The 18,556-nt window shown below is 29.2% G+C and carries 18 protein-coding genes; 2 read left to right on the top strand and 16 right to left on the bottom strand.

All coding sequences use genetic code 11. The features are described 5' to 3' along the window. Positions 1–103 precede the first annotated feature (103 nt). The 5 genes from BMY82_RS02720 to BMY82_RS02700 all read right to left on the bottom strand — a co-directional run bounded on the left by BMY82_RS02720 (position 104) and on the right by BMY82_RS02700 (position 4,452). Positions 104–331, bottom strand: coding sequence for a putative Se/S carrier protein (locus BMY82_RS02720; protein ID WP_091974426.1), 228 nt, complete (start codon positions 329–331; stop codon positions 104–106). After that, positions 331–537 (bottom strand): sulfurtransferase TusA family protein, encoded by a 207-nt coding sequence (locus BMY82_RS02715; RefSeq protein WP_091974424.1) that lies wholly within the window; start codon positions 535–537, stop codon positions 331–333. The genes BMY82_RS02720 and BMY82_RS02715 overlap by 1 nt, the downstream gene beginning before the upstream one ends. A gap of 105 nt (positions 538–642) precedes the next feature. Continuing rightward, a complete protein-coding gene (yedE, locus tag BMY82_RS02710) occupies positions 643–1,743 on the bottom strand; it encodes a YedE family putative selenium transporter (RefSeq protein WP_091974422.1) in 1,101 nt (366 codons plus the stop codon). A gap of 66 nt (positions 1,744–1,809) precedes the next feature. Beyond that, positions 1,810–2,955 carry an aminotransferase class V-fold PLP-dependent enzyme gene (locus BMY82_RS02705; protein ID WP_091974420.1) on the bottom strand — a complete coding sequence of 382 codons (1,146 nt, stop codon included), beginning with the start codon at positions 2,953–2,955 and terminating at the stop codon, positions 1,810–1,812. A 708-nt stretch (positions 2,956–3,663) separates the two neighbouring features. Then, the gene (locus BMY82_RS02700) at positions 3,664–4,452 is read right to left on the bottom strand and encodes a ferredoxin reductase domain-containing protein (RefSeq protein ID WP_091974417.1); all 789 of its coding nucleotides are present in this window, start codon (positions 4,450–4,452) and stop codon (positions 3,664–3,666) included. 313 nt (positions 4,453–4,765) lie between these two features. Here BMY82_RS02700 and sfsA point away from each other — a divergent pair, with 313 nt between their 5' ends. Together sfsA and BMY82_RS02690 are read left to right on the top strand one after the other, a co-directional pair. Continuing rightward, positions 4,766–5,482, top strand: a complete 717-nt coding sequence (sfsA, locus tag BMY82_RS02695) for a DNA/RNA nuclease SfsA (RefSeq protein WP_091974405.1) — start codon at positions 4,766–4,768, stop codon at positions 5,480–5,482. 204 nt (positions 5,483–5,686) lie between these two features. Next, entirely contained in the window at positions 5,687–6,199 is a 513-nt protein-coding gene (locus BMY82_RS02690; protein ID WP_091974402.1) for a nitroreductase family protein, read from the top strand. 122 nt (positions 6,200–6,321) lie between these two features. On the opposite strand, the gene BMY82_RS02685 is transcribed toward BMY82_RS02690, so the two are convergent. The 11 genes from BMY82_RS02685 to BMY82_RS02635 form a co-directional block, all read right to left on the bottom strand. Then, positions 6,322–6,744 carry a DUF2871 domain-containing protein gene (locus BMY82_RS02685; RefSeq protein WP_091974400.1) on the bottom strand — a complete coding sequence of 141 codons (423 nt, stop codon included), beginning with the start codon at positions 6,742–6,744 and terminating at the stop codon, positions 6,322–6,324. Between the two features lie 76 nt (positions 6,745–6,820). Beyond that, positions 6,821–7,246: a hypothetical protein gene (locus BMY82_RS02680; RefSeq protein WP_091974398.1), complete on the bottom strand. Its 426-nt coding sequence runs from the start codon at positions 7,244–7,246 to the stop codon at positions 6,821–6,823. Positions 7,247–7,494: 248 nt separating this feature from the next. Then, on the bottom strand, positions 7,495–8,052 hold the full coding sequence (locus BMY82_RS02675) for a TetR/AcrR family transcriptional regulator (RefSeq protein WP_091974396.1): 558 nt from the start codon (positions 8,050–8,052) through the stop codon (positions 7,495–7,497). Between the two features lie 173 nt (positions 8,053–8,225). Beyond that, entirely contained in the window at positions 8,226–11,144 is a 2,919-nt protein-coding gene (locus BMY82_RS02670) for a cell wall-binding repeat-containing protein (protein ID WP_180366709.1), read from the bottom strand. Beyond that, the gene (locus BMY82_RS02665; RefSeq protein ID WP_091974393.1) at positions 11,141–11,356 is read right to left on the bottom strand and encodes a hypothetical protein; all 216 of its coding nucleotides are present in this window, start codon (positions 11,354–11,356) and stop codon (positions 11,141–11,143) included. Before BMY82_RS02665 ends, BMY82_RS02670 begins: the two co-directional genes overlap by 4 nt. A gap of 546 nt (positions 11,357–11,902) precedes the next feature. After that, positions 11,903–12,184: an HU family DNA-binding protein gene (locus BMY82_RS02660; RefSeq protein ID WP_091974391.1), complete on the bottom strand. Its 282-nt coding sequence runs from the start codon at positions 12,182–12,184 to the stop codon at positions 11,903–11,905. 140 nt (positions 12,185–12,324) lie between these two features. Next, the gene (locus tag BMY82_RS02655; protein ID WP_091974389.1) at positions 12,325–13,257 is read right to left on the bottom strand and encodes an SAM-dependent methyltransferase; all 933 of its coding nucleotides are present in this window, start codon (positions 13,255–13,257) and stop codon (positions 12,325–12,327) included. Between the two features lie 309 nt (positions 13,258–13,566). After that, positions 13,567–15,183, bottom strand: a complete 1,617-nt coding sequence (locus tag BMY82_RS02650; protein WP_091974387.1) for a putative polysaccharide biosynthesis protein — start codon at positions 15,181–15,183, stop codon at positions 13,567–13,569. 182 nt (positions 15,184–15,365) lie between these two features. Continuing rightward, positions 15,366–16,574, bottom strand: coding sequence for an NAD(P)/FAD-dependent oxidoreductase (locus tag BMY82_RS02645; RefSeq protein WP_091974385.1), 1,209 nt, complete (start codon positions 16,572–16,574; stop codon positions 15,366–15,368). 46 nt (positions 16,575–16,620) lie between these two features. Beyond that, entirely contained in the window at positions 16,621–17,532 is a 912-nt protein-coding gene (locus BMY82_RS02640) for a 1,4-dihydroxy-2-naphthoate polyprenyltransferase (RefSeq protein ID WP_091974383.1), read from the bottom strand. A gap of 11 nt (positions 17,533–17,543) precedes the next feature. After that, entirely contained in the window at positions 17,544–18,542 is a 999-nt protein-coding gene (locus BMY82_RS02635) for a polyprenyl synthetase family protein (RefSeq protein ID WP_180366708.1), read from the bottom strand. Between the last annotated feature and the right edge of the window lie 14 nt (positions 18,543–18,556).

The following is an 18,556-nucleotide window of genomic DNA, read 5'->3' as shown; positions in this document are numbered from 1 at the left end:
ATATTATTACAATTACGGACAATTCTTCTTCTTTAATCCAATAAAAAAGGAGGACTAAAGTCCTCCTTTTAAAGTATTTTAATTATAAACAGAATCAAAGAATTTATAAAATAGCTATTTCTTCCCATTCTATATCATCTTCTTTTAAAGCTTGCTCTGTTATATCCTTGTCTTTAGAATTTCCTTTCCAAGAAATTCCACATCCTGCAGATAAAACTCTAGGTACTGGAACCAATTTTCCCTCTATATTTCTAGACTTACAAGCCTCTTCTGTAGCCATTGCCTCTGCAGTTGTATAGAAAGTAACAAATAAATTCTCACTATTTGCCATTATTTTACTGTTAGTTCATATTCAAGACCTACTTCTTCTGTATGAACTTCCTTTCCGACCTTTTCGCAATACTTTATAATATTTTTAACTGTATGAGCTTCATTAGCAAATATCTTTAACTCTTCATTTGCATTACTTTCTATCGCTTCTTTTACTCTCATCACTGGTTCTGGACAAGATAAACCTCTTACATCAACTTCTATCATTCCAATTCCTCCTAATATATATTATTAGTTAGCATCGTTATAATTACTTATTATCTCTATCGCTAGCTAAAATGTTTTTTAATTTGCTCTATGAAATAATCTATTTTACTTTTTTGCAGTATCTTCTTTCTTTAATCCCCAAATAGCTATTATAAATAGTAATACTATAGAAACTATAACTGCTATTTTTCCGTTTGGTCCTGGACCACCTATTTTAGCAACTTCTGTAGCTGTTGCTGTCGCTGCTGGAGTTGCTGCTAATAAGAAATTGTGTGCAAATGCAGAACCTATAAACATTCCTATTACAGTAAATACTGCATCTGAAGAACCTGTTGAAGCTATTACCAACTGTCTTAGTGGACATCCACCTAATAGTATTGCAGCAAATCCTACTGCATACATAGAAAGTATATTCCATAATGTCTGAGCATGTGCTATTGGTCCAAAAGATACAAACTTAAAGTTCCCACTAGCAATATTGTAAACTAACATTGCTACAAATAAACCTGCTATTATTGACATCAATGTAAAATCCTTCATTAGGAATATATCTCTTACAGAACCAGCAAAGCACATTCTTGTTTTCTGAGCTATTATACCAAATAATAAACCTACTAATAAGGCTGCTATTACTGGAGCATGCATACTACCTGGTCCCTTAACACTAAATGCAAATAGCGAACTTACTGTTATGCTAAGTATAAATAATACTGTTACTATAATAGGAAGTATATATCCACTTTCTTTTTTAGCTAAATTAGCTCTACCTAAAGTAAAGCCCTTCTTTAGGAAAATAACACCAGTATACACACCTGCTACAAATCCTATTAGTCCTATATAAGCACTTATGTCACCCGCTGACATTCTAAGCACCATACGTAATGGACAGCCTAAAAATACAAGAGCACATACAACCATTATTACACCTAATAAAAATCTTATAGCTGGTGAAGAACCTGCTGTTGATCTATACTCTCTTTTGTATAGCGAAATTAAAAATGCACCTAGTATAATACCAACTATTTCTGGTCTAAAATATTGAACTACTTCTGCCTGCTGAAATTTCATTGCCCCAGCTGTATCTCTTATAAAACAAGCTATACAAAATGCCATATTCTTAGGATTTCCTAAAGCTGCTAGAATAGCTGCACCAATACCTGCAACTAAACCGAATCCAAATAAACTTTTTTTACTGTCGAAATTCATTTATTTCTCCCCTTTTTCTAATATTTTTGTACATTCAATACATATATTAAATTTTCAAATAACTTTTTATAGCCTATCAGCTATAATTTCCTTCACTGCTTTTATTGCAATTTCAACTTCTTCTTCACTGTTACTGTGAGAAAAACTGAATCTCACCATCCCCTGATCAACAGTGTTAAATGATTTGTGAAGCAAAGGAGCGCAGTGTGCCCCCGGTCTTGTAGAAATTTCATATTTTTCTGATAAAATAGAGCTCACTTCGGAAGAGTCTATGTCTGAAATATTAAAAGTGACTATTGGAGATCTGTATTTTTTTGAATAATTTCCATATAGCTTAATACCATCTAAATTACAGATTCCTTTGTAGAATTTTTCTGCTAATTCAGATGATTTTTTAGTCAGCTTTTCCATACCATTTTCATTGATATAGTCAATGCCTGCACCCAAACCAGCTATTCCATGAGCATTTAAAGTTCCTGCTTCCAGTCTTGTCGGCATTTTATCTGGTTGATATAAATCATATGTATGAACCCCTGTTCCCCCTGAAAGTAATGGTTTGATATATATATCTTTACCTACACAAAGTCCGCCTGTTCCCTGTGGTCCAAGAAGAGACTTATGTCCCGTAAAACATAATACATCTATTAGGTCATTTTGCATATTGATCTTAAATGCCCCTGCAGTTTGAGATGAATCGACTACAAATATAATACTATGGGCTCTACAAATCTCTCCTACTTTTTTCAGGTCATTTATATTCCCTGTAACATTAGAAGCATGATTTAGTACAAGCATTTTAGTATTAGATTTTATTAGTCCTTCTATTTCATCATAATTCAAATCGCCTTTTTCATCGATTCCAACATAATCAATTTCAACGTTACGATTTTTCTTTAGATAATTTAGAGGTCTTAGAACTGAATTATGTTCCATATTGCTAGTTACAACATGATCCCCCTCATCAACTAAACCTTGTATAGCAATATTTAAAGCCTCGGTAGAATTTTTTGTGAAAACAACTTGTCTATGACTTCCCACATTAAATAAATCTGATAATCTTTTTCTAGTAGAAAAAATTATTCTATCAGAAGACAAACTCTCATCACTAGCCCCTCTTGAAGCATTGCCTGCACATTGCATAGCTTCCACAACGGCATCTATTACTTTTTTAGGTTTTTTCTTTGTTGTAGCTGCATTGTCAAAGTAAATCATTCCGCACCTCCCTTCAAAAATATTAAGTTAGATATTAAGTTAATAGTTAAAAAATATATGTATTTTAATATATACATAATAATTCCTAACTAATAATACCATTAAAAATTAAGTTTAACAATCTTTTTTGAACTGTATTCAAAATTGCAATATCCCATTATTTGTTTATTGAAAAAATCGATATTTATTTTTAAATTAAACTTTTATATATTTTAATATATTAATGTTGCAAACAATTTATTGAATTTTTTCATTAACAGCCCTTCTTAACTAAATAATATAATCTGCAATGTCTAACTATATCAATAAGTATATATTTGATTTTCAAACAATTTATTTTTAATTTTTTTGTTCTTTTTCTTTTATTGTTTTTCTTAGTATTTTACTTTTAATACAAATACTTTTTAAAAACTGATAAATTTTTATTAATCTATTTCTTAAAACAATATATTAATTATCAGCCTTTTTAACAGAAAATTCTATTATGTTATATTATTTTTTTATCATATATTTTTTTAAAAATCTCATTTTTATATTAACTCAATAGAAAAATACAGAGCCAAAAGACTCTGTATTTGTTAAAGCGTACAAAACTATTAATTTATAATAGATATGCAGATAAGAATCAATCCGCACCAATCTATATCAAAATTTTGCCCAAGTATAAATATTTTCATTCATAACTAGCAATATTTTTATAATTTTTTATTATATATTTATTAAAACTGCCTTTTTTGAAAGTTTATCCCTATAACTATCTCTAACCTTTTGCTTTATTTCATCATAAGACATTCCGTCATATAGACCATCAAGTATACCTTCTTTTTTATCTATCATAATATTTTCTTTGGCAACTCCATTTTCTTTTAATATAGTTACTATATTCTGAACAAACTCTCTACTTCCAATAATATAAAATATATTATCTTCTATATTATTTAGGTGATTAATTGTATTTCTTAAATCACTTCTATTGTGACAACACTTACTGTCACATAAAACATGATCTGCAGCTTCTAATTCCTCTTTAAACAAATAGTTTTCCGTTTTATTTACACATATACTTGTCAAAGAATTTATCCCTTCAGGATTTTTTATTATTGCATTTATAAGTGGTCTAGCTGTTGACATACCTACTCCCATACTTATAAATACTATTCCCTTATTTTCCCTTCTTATTGGAAGTCTACACTCAGAATCTATAATAGTACATACATCTCCAACTTTAAGCTCGGATATTTTCTTCTTATATAAAGAATCTGAACTATCAGTTCTAGTCGTAACACCTATCTTATTATCTTCAGGCAAGGTGTTTATTGAAAACTTTCTTACATATTCTTTATCTATGATTTCATTTCTATTATAACCCTCTAAAGCAAGGGAAATATGGGCACTTGGCTCCCATTGAAACCCTTCAGGAACACTAAAATAAAGTGTTATTCTATTATCTCCCTCATCTTCTCTTTCAATTAACTCTACATCTAAATTATATTTCATAATATCATCTCCAATTTTTATTTTATAAAAGACTTCTGTATCTACCTACAAAAGCAACTAATCTAGCTACTCTATTTTTTTAGCCTTACATATCTCTATATACCCTAAAGATAACTATTCTCAATCACTTTTCTTTTACTTTAATCTTTTTTTAATATTATACTTACTATATTACATAGGCTATTTTTTTCTAATGTTTAGTATATTGCTTTTTTAGGTAATAATAAGGCTATAGAGTAATCTATATTTTATATATTTTATTTAAAATAAAAAGCGTAGTTTACTGTAAAAATCTATAAGGATGGTGAATTCTATGAAATACAATCAAGTTATAGAAGCTGAATTTATTAGAAGACCTAATAGATTTGTCTCTTATTGTAATATAAATGGTGTAGAAGAAAAAGTTCATGTGCCAAATACTGGCAGATGCAAAGAACTGCTTGTTGAAGGTGCAAAGGTAATACTTTCAAAAGCTGATGAGACTAGCAAAAGAAAAACAAAATATAGCCTAATCTCTGTTTATAAAGGAAATCGATTGATAAATATTGACTCTCAAAGTCCTAACTCAATTGTTGAAGAAGCTCTAAAAAATAGAACTATTTTTAGAGATTATAATTTCACAAGAATAAAACGTGAACAAAAATATGGAAATAGCAGACTTGATATATATTATGAACGTGAAGATGGAGAAAAAACTATAAAGGGATTTATAGAGGTTAAAGGTGTAACCCTTGAATTAAATAATCTTTGTTTATTTCCTGATGCACCCACTGAAAGAGGACTTAAACATATTTTAGAACTTGTAAAAGCTCATGAGGAAGGATATGAAACGAATATTATTTTTCTAATTCAAATGGATAATGTCGACAAGTTTGCACCTAACTATGAAATGCATCCTGAATTTGCAAAAACACTGGCAAAATGCCAAAAAGAAGGTGTAAATATACATGCTTTTTCATGCAAGGTCGCTCCCGATACAGTTGTGCTTTCCAAAGCTATCGAAATAATAGATCTCAATGTATTTTTATAATTTTATGTATTAGGTGAGATTAATTTTTATAGCTATATTTTTGAATATCTATCAAAATTAATATCCTTTTAATCTTTTTATAAAATCTTTGATATTTAATAAGATTATTATTTGTTATATAATAAGATATAATTGCTATTATATATAAACAATATTTATTATGATAGTATAACTTATTTAAAACTATTATTTGGAGGTCACAATATGGAATTTAAAAAACTAGCTAAAAAAAGATATTCTTGTAGGGATTTAAAATCAGAAAAAATCGATCAAGACATAATTAATACAATCATAGAAACTGCCATTGCAGCACCTACTGCTGTTAATAGACAGGCATTTAAAATTTTTATTCTCGATTCCGAGCAGGCAAAGAAAAATATTAAAGAAGTTACTAAATGGACTTTTGGTGCTGAAACATTTTTACTTGTTGCCTATAAAGAAGAAGACGCATGGACTAGAAAATATGATAATCACAATTTTGCGGAAATAGATGCATCAATTGTAGCTACTCATATAATGTTACAAATTGAAGATTTGGGACTTGGAACTACATGGGTTGGTCATTTCGATGCGCCTAAGCTTAAAGAACTTTACCCTGAAATGAGAGACTACGAGCTTATAGCTATTTTTCCAGTTTCTTATCCAAAAGACGATGCAAAGCCTTCAGATAGACATTTCCAAAGAAAATCAAAGGAAGAACTTGTTGAAAGACTTTAATTTTTTATTTTAAAGGTAGAAAATTATTTCCTATATACTTACAAATATATTCATTATAATAAAAGACCCCTGATAATATTATCAAGGGTCTTTTATAAATTTATCTTATCTCTTTCGAATGTTTATTGAATTTCTTTTGCAGACTCTTCTCTAAGTGCCATAAAAAATAGCAGTAATCCTACAAATAAAATTATATGCCCTAAACCAGCTATCCCAGAAATCATAGCACTTTTAGATGCAGTCAAGGCAACTTCTTTAACCTGAATTACGCCTCTTACTAGCATCATTATCACTGTAAGAATTAAGCCTGAGTTATATAACTTAAAAAACATCTTGAATTTTTTATTATTTGCCAAATTAAACTTATCGTAAAATAAAGCTACTATTAAAAAAACAAGTGTACCCAATGCTAAAAGATGACCATGAGTAAATCCTAGTACAGTTCTTCCGCTAAAAGCATTGATTTTAGTAAACTCTCTATAAAATACCCCCGCTATCATTGCAAGTATAAAATAGAAAAATGAAACATTTATATATTTTCTCATACTACCTCCTTATATTAATATATATTATACTAATTTAAAAATTAAATTAGTTATAATTCTAAAAGTTCTACCCTATCTAGCTAACTATAGGACATTTACTATTCTTTAAAAAATTAACTCCAAAAAATACACCTGCTAGTGTAAGAGCTGTTCCTAATCCTGTATAAAACTCTGCAATATATTTGGGATCAAGTATATTACTTGCTCTTAAAGCTATTCCAAAAGTCATCATAAATGCCATAATTAAAAATGACTTCTTATCAAAAAACTTGAAAAACAACTGTCTTTCTTCTTTAAAATTTACTATTCTTATAGTATGTTTCTTCACTAACTTGCTAAATACCTTAGACCAAAATATAAAGAAAACAAGTATGGATACTCCTACTCCTAGTAATGTAACATTGTTTTTATAGGAAACTATACCTATCTTCAATATATTAAAACCTGCTATCATCCAGACTAATGCTGCTATAGCCAATAAATTTATCTTCTTTACTTTCATCTATATCACCTCTTTAGTATCTCTAACTATTTCAACTTCAAATTTTATTGATGAACATTGTTCATTTTGATATTTTTTAAATACCCGAAATTTCTACTTATAAAACACTCTAGTATATTTTTTCGGGTATTTTTTCTTTTTTACACTGTGATTTTAAAATATATTTCAAGTAATTTTTATTTTTATACTAAAAATATTCTTTTATTTTGATCTTCTTTATATCGATTAGACTCAAAATTTTACACTTATTAGTATAAACATCTATTTACAATTTCAACTACTTCTAATCTATTATCAACTTTGTGAAGTAGAGAATTTAAAAGCATACCAAATACTATATCTACAAACTTTTCTATTTTAAAATTCTCATTAAATGCATCACTTCTTATATTTCTATCATTCTCGAGAACTTTCAGCATATTATCTTCCATATGTTTAAAGTATTTTTCTATTACTTTTATTCCTTCGCCATTTTTACCTATAGCAGCAGATAGTGAATGTAAATCAAAAAAATTCTCATATTCTACAACACCTTTTTGCAGTCTAGCAAAAACAAAATCAACACATTCAGAAAAGCTAGCAAACTTCATCGGTCCATTAGGCATATGAAAAATGTTTTTCCAAGTGCTTTCAATTACAGCAATTAAAAGCTCATCCTTGGAATCAAAATAATTATAAACAGTACCTATAGACACATTGCATTCGGCTGCTACTTTTCTAATACTTATTGCATTAACTCCATTTTCTATAATTATTTTTTGACTTTTTTCGATTATTTTCTCTCTTGAGATAGTTCCTACATTCATTTCTGCACCTCCTAAATAATGATATTTTAACCCCTTTATTATTCTTTGTCAATTTAATTTTCAGTATATTCTATATAAAAGCTTTTTAACAAAAAGGTCTGTATTTTTTATACAGACCTTTTAATAACATATACCTTAAAATATTTTATTATTTTATAGAACAATATGAAATATTAATTTTCTTTTATTTCTTTTTCCACATTTCTTGAAACAGAATTCTCTCCACCTACTATTATTCTATTAAATCTCGCTTTTCCATTCATTGTTTTCTTAACAGAGTCTGGAATAGTGTCCTTCTTTACCAAAAGAATAGGTGATTTTAGGTTTGCACATAAAGAATTTGCTGTTATTGCATCTGATAAATTTTCACCATTTACATATACTGAAAAATCAGAGTCTGGTCTTACATTATTCGATATTATTGTTGCAGTTTCATATCTATCCTTACCTGCATATCTAGCAACTGTTTTTATTCCCTTCTTTTCAGTTTCTTTTTGAACTTCATTAGAAATTGAATTGTTTCCACCTACATATACAATCTCTTTTATTTCATTATTTTTTAAGAATTCTTCTGTTTTTTCTGAAAGGTTTTTGCTATTTGTTATAACTATGGGAATATTCTCCTTTGTAGCTAAAGAACTTATTGTCAAAGCATCAACATATGATTCAGAAGAAACCATTATTGCTTTCTTTTTTTCTGAACTTCTTTTAACAACTTCTTTAGCTATTTTATTTGCTGTATCAAATCTATCTGAACCAGCAACTCTATTAAGTTCATACTTTGATGAAAGTTCTTTGAAAACTGAATCAGATACTGATTTCTTACCACCTATAACTATAACTCTCTTTACACCTAATCTTTCCATTTCACTAATTGTTTCTTCTGGAATAGCATTATCTTTAGTGTATAGAACAGGACATTCCAATGATTCAGCCAAAGGAGATGTTGTTAAAATATCTGTTGCTTTTTCACTATTAGCTAATATTACTGTTTCTGATTTTTTGTAATTTATTTTGCTAACTTCAACAGCTGTCGAGAATCTATTACTTCCACTTATTCTTGAATTCTTTGCCTTTATTAAACTCTTTATTTTATCTACATCGTTTTTTTCAGATCTATTATCTTTTAAATTTATCTCTTCATTGTTTTCCAAATTAGATACTGATGAAGAATGATTGTTAGATCTAGATCTTGATGAACTAGAAGAAGGTACAAACTTAGATTTAACAGTTACATTTACAGTCATATTTTTAAGTATCTCATCATTTGTACCTGTTTCATATTCATACTTAAATTTATTTATTCTTTTTTTATTTTTAAAAGTAACAACTCCATCTTTATAGCTATAACTATCTGTATCGTCTATTTTAATTTTTGATAAATCATCTACTAAACTTGCCATATTTACCTTTATATTTCCATTTTGAACTAAGCCTTCTACTTCAATTTCTTGTGGTGATATACTTTTTTCATGCCATGCATTTGATGCATTACTTAAATCAACAATTGCTAAATTATTATTGGCTAATTTAATTGTTGCAATTTCTGACATCTCCTTTGGAAGTTTTATACTTTCTATTCCAGCATTTTCAGCTGATAAAGTATCTAAACGATCTTTCTCATTTTCGCTTAAATCAATATTTTTCATATCCTCAATATTTGTATTGCTTATATTAAAAATACGTAAACTTTTATTATTTTTAATATTTAAATTCTTTATTGGAGTTCCTTCTACTTCAAGTCTAGAAAGACCTTCGGCTTTGGATACATCTAAATTAGAAATATCTGTATTTGAAATATCTAATCCTACAATATACTTATCTCCCTGTATACTTAAATTTTTTAGCTTTGTACCTCCCAATTCCATTGTTTTTATACCTGTTTTATATGGGAATATAATATTTTCAAGATTAGAATTATTTGCAAGAATTTCTATTATATCATGATTGTGCCCAAGATCTAAAGTTTTCATATCTGTTTCTTCTGCCATAACAAATACTAGATTCGGATTGTGAGATAAATCTAAATTTTTAACTTTTGTTCCTGTTACTCTTATATGCCCTAACTTTTCATTATTTGAAACATCTATCTCAGAAATCTTTGAATTACTTGCATATACCTCGTATAAATCTTTATTTTTAGATACATCTATTTCACTTACACCTGTTTCTTCAAAATTCAATGCAAATAACTTAGGATTATTACTTACATCTATTTTTGAAATAGCAGTACGACAAACATCTAATCTCAGTAATTCTGGATTTTGGCTAACATCTATTTCTTTTATTTTAGAATCAAATCCATGAATCTGTTCTAATTTTGGATTTTTAGTTAAATCTATACTGCTTACATTTGTTCCTGTGAAGTCAAGATACCATAGTAATTGGTTATTTGATGTATCTAAATTAGAAACTTTTGTACCTGCTAAAGAAAGCTTTCTTAAATTTGTATTTTTAGAGACATCTATTTCAGAAATTTTTGAATACCCTAGGCTAGCATCTTCTAAAAATGAAAGCTTTTCCATTCCTTCAACACTTTCTACCTCTTCTCCATTATCAATCTCTATAAGATCAATCTTTCTAGCATTAATTATCTCTTCTTTGTCGAGTACATCATTTTTATTATTGTCGAATTCTTCCTTTACAATCTTTCTAAAATTTGCATCAGGAAAGTTTTTATCATCTATTGATACATCCTCGATTTCCGCTTTTCTATCTTCATCTGATATAATATATTCTTTGGATATAGCAGGATCTTCCTTTTCTGGAACCGGAATCATTTCATAGCTTTCATCTAAGCCCAGTTTTTTGTTCAACTTATTTATTTCCTTAGAATAATTGTTTGTTACTATTATTATCGCTCTTTCTCTTGATTTGTTGTGATCATCAATAAAAGAAAAACATACTGATGCATATCTTCCTAAATTTTCTCTAGTATAGTCAGCTATATAAAGATTTAAATCAGAAAAACCAGCATCAATTCTCGATTGATAAATTGCCTGATATCTTCCAGCTACACCAGCTTCCCTTGCCTTTTCTTTTTTCTTAGTGTCATCGCTGCTCATAAACTTTTCATATTCATCGAGGCTCATTCCCATTTCAACTGCTCCAGCTTTTTTTCAAGCTCCTTGCCTCTTTTTTTCATAGCTGACTGCAAATCATTATTTTCTTTATGTTTCTCTATTTGCTTATCAGTTAAAGTAATATTTGCTGAATCCCCCGCGTCAGCAAATGAAGCAGCCTTCATACCTGCTGTCATCATAATTAATGACAGCGCTAAAATAATACTCTTTCTTTTTTTCATTTTTTCCTCCCAAATATAATACTTTTTTCATAAACATACCTTCAAAATTATAAGCTTCTATAATTAATAAGTAAAATCGTTTGCCTCTATTTATCTATTTTGTTAAATAGTTTTTTTCTATTTTAGTGTCCTTTTCTTTTAAAAAATAACTTTAAAACAAGTTTAAGTGATATACTATTTTTTTACAGTATTTTAAATATATTTCATTGTTTCACTTTTTAAATATATTTTTTATTTTTTCTATTTTAATAAATTTTCTCTCTAAAAAAAATTATTTTATACTTTTCCTTTTTATTTATTGTTTTTTTCTATTTTAAGTATTTTTTTCAGTTTTTCCCAAAAAAACATTTTAAATTAACTTCATTTATATTTTCTAACTATTAACATTTTAAATTTATTACTATATTGCTATATTCTGTCTATATATTTTTTAATTTTATTTATTTCATTTTTTATTTATCTAATCTACTTATTTTCTATTTTTTGCAACAAAAAAATGACACCAATCTTGATGCCATTTTAGATATCTTTATATTTTATTTAGAATTATTTTCCGTTTACTAATTCCTTAAGACCCTTACCTGCCTTGAATACTGGAGCCTTTGATGCTGGTATCTGTATTACTTCTTCTGGCTTTCTTGGGTTTCTTCCTGATCTAGCTGCTCTCTCTCTTGTTTCGAAAGTTCCAAATCCAACTAACTGAACCTTATCTCCTGAAACTAGAGTTTCTTCAACTACCTTCATGAATGCATTTAAAGCAACTTCACTTTCCTTCTTTGTTAAGTTACTCTTTTCTGCCATCTTTGCAACTAATTCTGCCTTATTCACAATAACTACCTCCTGTAATAATTTTCTAATTTCACAACTTAAATATCTTATTTATCTTTCTAGTTGACAAGTTTATTATACATAAGTTTTGGCTATATTTCAATGTTTTTTATCAATTTATTTATTATAGGCTTATATTTTTACATCTTTTTTATATCAAAAGCAGCATCACATATCTCATCAAAATCAAAATATCCTTCTTCCAATCCTGCCTTGGAGAACTCTATCACTTGCAATACAATGCTTCCAAGCTTTTTTATCATAGAATCTATATCGTCTTCTTGAATACTACTAGATAATCTCAAAACTGTGTCTTTCATTTGATTTGCAAGCTCTTCATAGCTTTTTGACTCCCCTTCTTTGCCATCGAAAACAAGCTCTTCTAAATCTTCTATAGATCTAAATCTTTTCTTTCCAGATTTTGCTATAAATAAACTTGTAAGATGATCAAATTCATTTTCTGCTCTATCTAGATCACATAGTTTTATTTTTTTCTTATATTCTAAATCTTTTATTCCTGCTGATTTTACTATATACATTTCCTGTTCGTCATTATAGTATTCCATAAGTTTAATCTTTGTATTAGATGCAATAAACCTATCATATACTTGTGTTATTATTATATTCGCTTCACAATCTAGATCTCTTTTTCTAATGTTAAATGCATCTAAAAGCCTAAATCCCTCAGATGGATCAAAGGCAAGATAGTTATACATTGCATCTATAAAGCTCATAGAAGCTATTATTTCTACTTCTATGCCCTTTTTAAGTGCTATCTCTTCTATTAATGGCACTGTACTTTCAGCTACTCTTGGATGCCCTGGTACAGCATATATAATATCTTCCTTTTCACCGAGATTTACAATCTCATTTGCTATTTTTGAATATACTTGCTCAAAATTTTCATACTCTTCGTAATAAGAATCAAAACTCTTATACTCTATATCTAATTTTTCTACTACTGGATGTTTCTCTGTTCTCAAATAAATAGGCAAATTAGATTTCAACTTTTCTACTGCACTAAAACTTATCTGAGTAATATCTCCTGCTCCTAGCCCTACTATAGTTATCATATATATTTCCTTCCTAAAATATTTTCTGTTAATTTTTCTTGACTTTTTAGAATTTTATTAAAATTCCTATGTTTTATTATTAAAATTATAACTAATTTTAAATAGTCTTTCTTTATTTTATATTATATTGATTTTTTCGTTTTTATACAAGCCTATGTGTTTTTTCTTATTATTGTATATTTCTTATTTTTTACATCTCAAATTTTTTATTCTTTTGCTTATTTTTTCATTTATTATATTAATATATAAAAAGAGTCGGTATAATGCCGACTCAAATTTACTATGATAATTTACAATTTTTTTATTATATTATCTTACTAGCTTGAACTTTTTAAGCTTTGATAATATTTTCTTACCCTTTGGCATTGCAAGTATTTCTTCTTCTGTAACTCCACCAATTCCAAGAAGTACTATTCCATATATGATTCCACCAACTGCTATTGCAATTATAGCAGATATCTTATTTCCCAAAATCATACTTAATCCCATATATGAGAATCTAGCACCAACAAACATTACCATTACTGTTATAAGTGGCTTTATAAAGTAGTCCATTATATCAAACTTTATATTTAAAGCCTTCTTAATATATATGTACTCAACTATCGCTGCTATCATATATGAAACTACCGTACCAAGAGCTGAACCAAGTATATTAAAGGCTGGTATAGCTGTTAATGTATAACTTATTATTATCTTTCCTACTATTCCACCTAAAAGAGCGAATACCGGTATCCAAGGCTTTCCTATTCCCTGAAGTATACCATTAAAGGTATATAAAAGTCCAAGGAATATACATCCCGGTGCTAATGTAAATAGCATTAAACCTATAACCTCTGAAGGTTGTTTAGGGAATAATAATCCCATTATAGGTTCTGAAAGAGCTGCTAAACCAAATGCACATGGCAATACTAATAATAATGTTATTTTAAATGCAAGCTTAGCATTATGTCTAGCTTCATCGAACTTCTTAAGTGTAAAAGAAGTAGATATAGCTGGTACAAGACTCATTCCTATTGCCGTTGTAAATACCATTGGCATTACAATTATCGGCATTGACATACCTGTTAGCTGTCCTAGCATAGCATTTGCCGCCATTTTTGTATATCCTGCTACTTCTAATCTTGATATTACTATTACAGTATCAACCACATTTACAAGTGGCATTACACATGCACCAACACTTATAGGTATCACAACCTTTATAATCTTCATTACAATAGTAGATTTTTTTTGCTTTACATAACCCTTGCTATTTTCCATCATTTCTTTTCTAACTTTGCTATCTTTTAAATATATAGCGACTAAGAATAGGAATGATGCAAATGCACCTATAGTTGCACCTGATATACCACCTGCAGCACCCATCTTAGCTCCAAATTGAGCCATAAATAAGTATGCAAGTGTTAACCCTAAGAATACCCTAAAAACCTGTTCTATAACCTGTGAAGCAGCTATTCTAGTCATCTGCTGATAACCCTGATAATATCCTCTATAAGCTGACATAGATGGTACTATCAACAGCGCTGGCGCTATTGCCCTCATTGCCGATACCGCATTTGGATTATGCTGTATATCAGTAACAATAAAGTTTGCACCGAAAAACAATACTAAAAACATTACAAGCCCTGTTATAAAAAGCATCAAGTGAGTAATTCTAAAAATCTCATTCGCACCCTTATGATTTCCAAGAGCTGCCTGTTCAGATACAAGCTTTGCTATAGCTGTGGGAAAACCAGCTGTTGCCAAAGTTAAAAATAAAGCATATACAGGATATGCAGTTTGGTAATAACCCATCCCTTCTGCACCTATAAAATACCCTAGAGGTATTCTAAATATAGCACCTAATATCTTTATAATAACCCCAGCGGCACCTAATATTAAGGTCCCCATCAAAAAGGAATTCTTTTTACTACTAATTTCCATCTTATCCTCCTATTAAATTTTTCTGTTCAAATACACAATAAATATTATATCATATATAGTCTTCTCTATACCAAAAATTTTTATCTAAAAAATAAAATGCTGATACACAATATACATTGAATATCAGCATTTTGATTAAATCATTCTATCAAATTAAAAGTTCTCTGTAAAGCTTTATTATATTATCTATAAAGATCAAATCTACCCTTTTTTAAAGTTAAACCTAATTTACCTGAACCCATATGTATTGATCTAGTTGCTATTATTTTTTTAAGGGCAGATGCGGGATAACCCTTAAGTTCCTTTTTGCCCACCAATGCAATAGCATTAGTATTTCCTAATGAACATACAGTTCCCTTCGATACATAGACAAACTTTTCTGTTGGTTTTCCATCTAACTTTTTCAATATATTATCTACACACTTAGATGCCATAGCCAAAGCTATTTGAGCTGTTGTTGGATATGGTCTATTTGATTCTGGGTCTATAACCGCAGCTACATCACCTAGCATAAATATATTGTCATAACCCTCTACTGTAAGATCGTCTTTTACTACTACTCTACCTCTTTTTGCGGAGAATCCTGATTCAGCTATAAGATCGACACCACTTACTCCTGTAGTCCAAATAATTGTTCCACCCTCTATTTCATGAGTTTCTCCATCCTTAATATATTCAACTACCCCCGGTTTAATTTCATTTACCTTAGCTCCTGTAATAAACTCTACCCCTAAATCTTTTAGATAGTCTACTGCATAATCTGCAAGTTCTTCAGAGAACATAGGAAGTAATCTTGTTGCAGACTCTACACATACAAGTTCATAACTGTTTTCAGAGAAACCATGCTTTTCTGCATACTTAGGCATTTGTTCAGCAAGAGCTCCTAGAAGTTCAATTCCTGTAAATCCTGCACCACATACTATTATCTTTAACTTTTTCTTATCTCTTTCACCATCTATATATGATCTAATCTGTTCATTAATATGTTTATTAATTGCTACTGCTTGTTCAAGATTTACCATAGAAAAGGCATTCTCATGAACCCCCTTAACACCAAATGTTTCAGATTCAAATCCAAGACCTATAACCAAATAATCATAGTCTATCTTTCCGTTCTTTTCAAGTACTATGCTGTTATTATCTTTATCTATTTCTATTACCTTATCTTGTATAAATCTTGATTTCTTACAACTTGAACAGTCTTCGATTGAATAAATAATATTTTCTGGAGACTGCTGACCTGCTGCTACTTCGTGTAGGCAAGTTTTTTCAGTATGATACGTATTTTGATCAATTAGTATAAGTTCAAAGTCTCCACCCTTATGTCTTAACTGTGTTGCTACTCTTATTCCTGCATACCCTGCTCCTAAAACTACTATTTTTTTAGTCATCGTCTTCACTTCTCCTTTAAACTATTCTTTTAATTCTAATGTGTATTTATAAAAATAATCCTATAAAAAATCCTGCAAACTGAAAAACTAGAATCATTCCTAAATTGGCAACAGCAAATCTAAATGATTTTTCCTTTATAGGTAAATCTTCTATTTTTTTCGCATTCTTAAAGATTTTTCCTGTAGCTGCCAATACTATTAAGTATGTAATAGGCGCCAGCCTTAATATAACGTTTACTATTACACCGAAAAGACATATTCCGTAGAATATGTACAAAAGCTTTATTGAATTTTCTTGACCTATTACGCAAGCTAGTGTTTTTCTTCCATTGATTCTGTCTTCTGCTATATCACATAGATTATTTGTAAGCATAAGTGCTGATATTGCAAATATACTCGGCACAGAAAATACGAATATATCTACAAGTTCTGCATAATTGAGATTGCTGAATCCTCCTATATTTACTCCCACAGTTATTAAAATTATAACAAATCCCATAGTAGTACCTGAGAAGAATTCGCCTAATGGAAGTGAAGATATTGGAATTGGTCCTGCTGAGTAAAATATTCCTACACAAAATGAATATATCCCCAATATTAAAAGCATATATCCTGTTTTATTGACAAGATATAAGCCAAGTATTGCAGATATAGAAATAAAAATTATAATTGCTGTGAGAATACCTTTTAAACTCAAATCCTCTCTTCCGATTATATTTGTTTTATCTCTGTAATCATGCTCTAAGCTGGCATTTTTATAGTCGCAATAGTTGTCAAGCATATCAACTGACATATTAAAGAGCAGCATAGCCACTATTAATATTATTGAGTCTGCAGTTCTAACTTGATGCATGTTATATATAGAATACAATACACCAAGAAGAAATGGCAAAAGACTAGCCAGTTTTGCTTTCATTTCGACTAATTCCGCATAAATCTTTATCTTCTTATATATCATAATATATACCCCTAGTTACTTCTATTAAGCAATTTACACACAAGTTGGTTAAGATATTTTTTAAACAATCCATTTTCGAAATCATTTAATATTTTTATTGCTTTCTCACTATATTCTCTTGAAATATCCTGAGAGTAAGATATTGCACCTGATTTTTCAAGTATGTCTCTCACTTTTTTATTTGCTTCTTCGCTATATATATTTTCTTTCTTAATTCTTTTTAAATCATCACTATACTCTTTCATTGCTTCTATTACTGGCAGTGTGAAATTCCCCTCTTTAAAGTCTTGATTTACAGGCTTTTTAGATTCTCTTGCTTCTGCTGTAACATCTAATATATCATCTCTAAGTTGAAATGCCATACCTACATATTCTCCAAATTCCCAGGCAACTTCTGCATCTTCTTTATTGCCTGACATATATGCACCTTCATAACAAGAAAGTGCTATCATAACAGCTGTTTTTCCTCTTATTATCTTGTAATAATCGTCCTCCTCTATTGAAAAACTATTTCTATGCTCCATTTGAATCAACTCTCCAGAAAGTATAGTGTTTACAGTTCTTGTAATCTTTTTTATATTCTCCATTGTTTTAGCATGTTCAATTACATTTGAAAATACTGATGATAACATATAATCACCTGCATATACTGCAACATCTTTACCCATTTTACTTTGAAGTGACTCAACCCCTCTTCTCTTAGGTGAATCATCAACTATGTCATCGTGTATAAGAGTTGCCATATGCAAAAGTTCAAGTGTAGCTGCAATTTTAATAAAATCATCATCTAAATCTCCACCACCAGCATACATCTTTCCTATTGTAATCATCAAAGCTGGTCTTATAAACTTTGCATCTACATTTATAAGTTTGAGAACTTCTTCTCTAACAGCTTTATTAGGTATATTTATAGACTCTATCATGAACTTTTTACATCTTTTTAGCTCTTCTTTTATTTCTGGAAATTCATTCCACATAGTATTTATTTCCATTCTATTTCCTTCTAACAAATTGTCCTCCTCAC

The sequence above is a fragment of the Peptostreptococcus russellii genome, assembly GCF_900110295.1.
Lineage (GTDB): Bacteria > Bacillota > Clostridia > Peptostreptococcales > Peptostreptococcaceae > Peptostreptococcus > Peptostreptococcus russellii_A.
The sequence above is the reverse complement of the archived record's forward strand: the minus strand, read 5'-3'. Positions and strand labels throughout refer to the sequence as shown.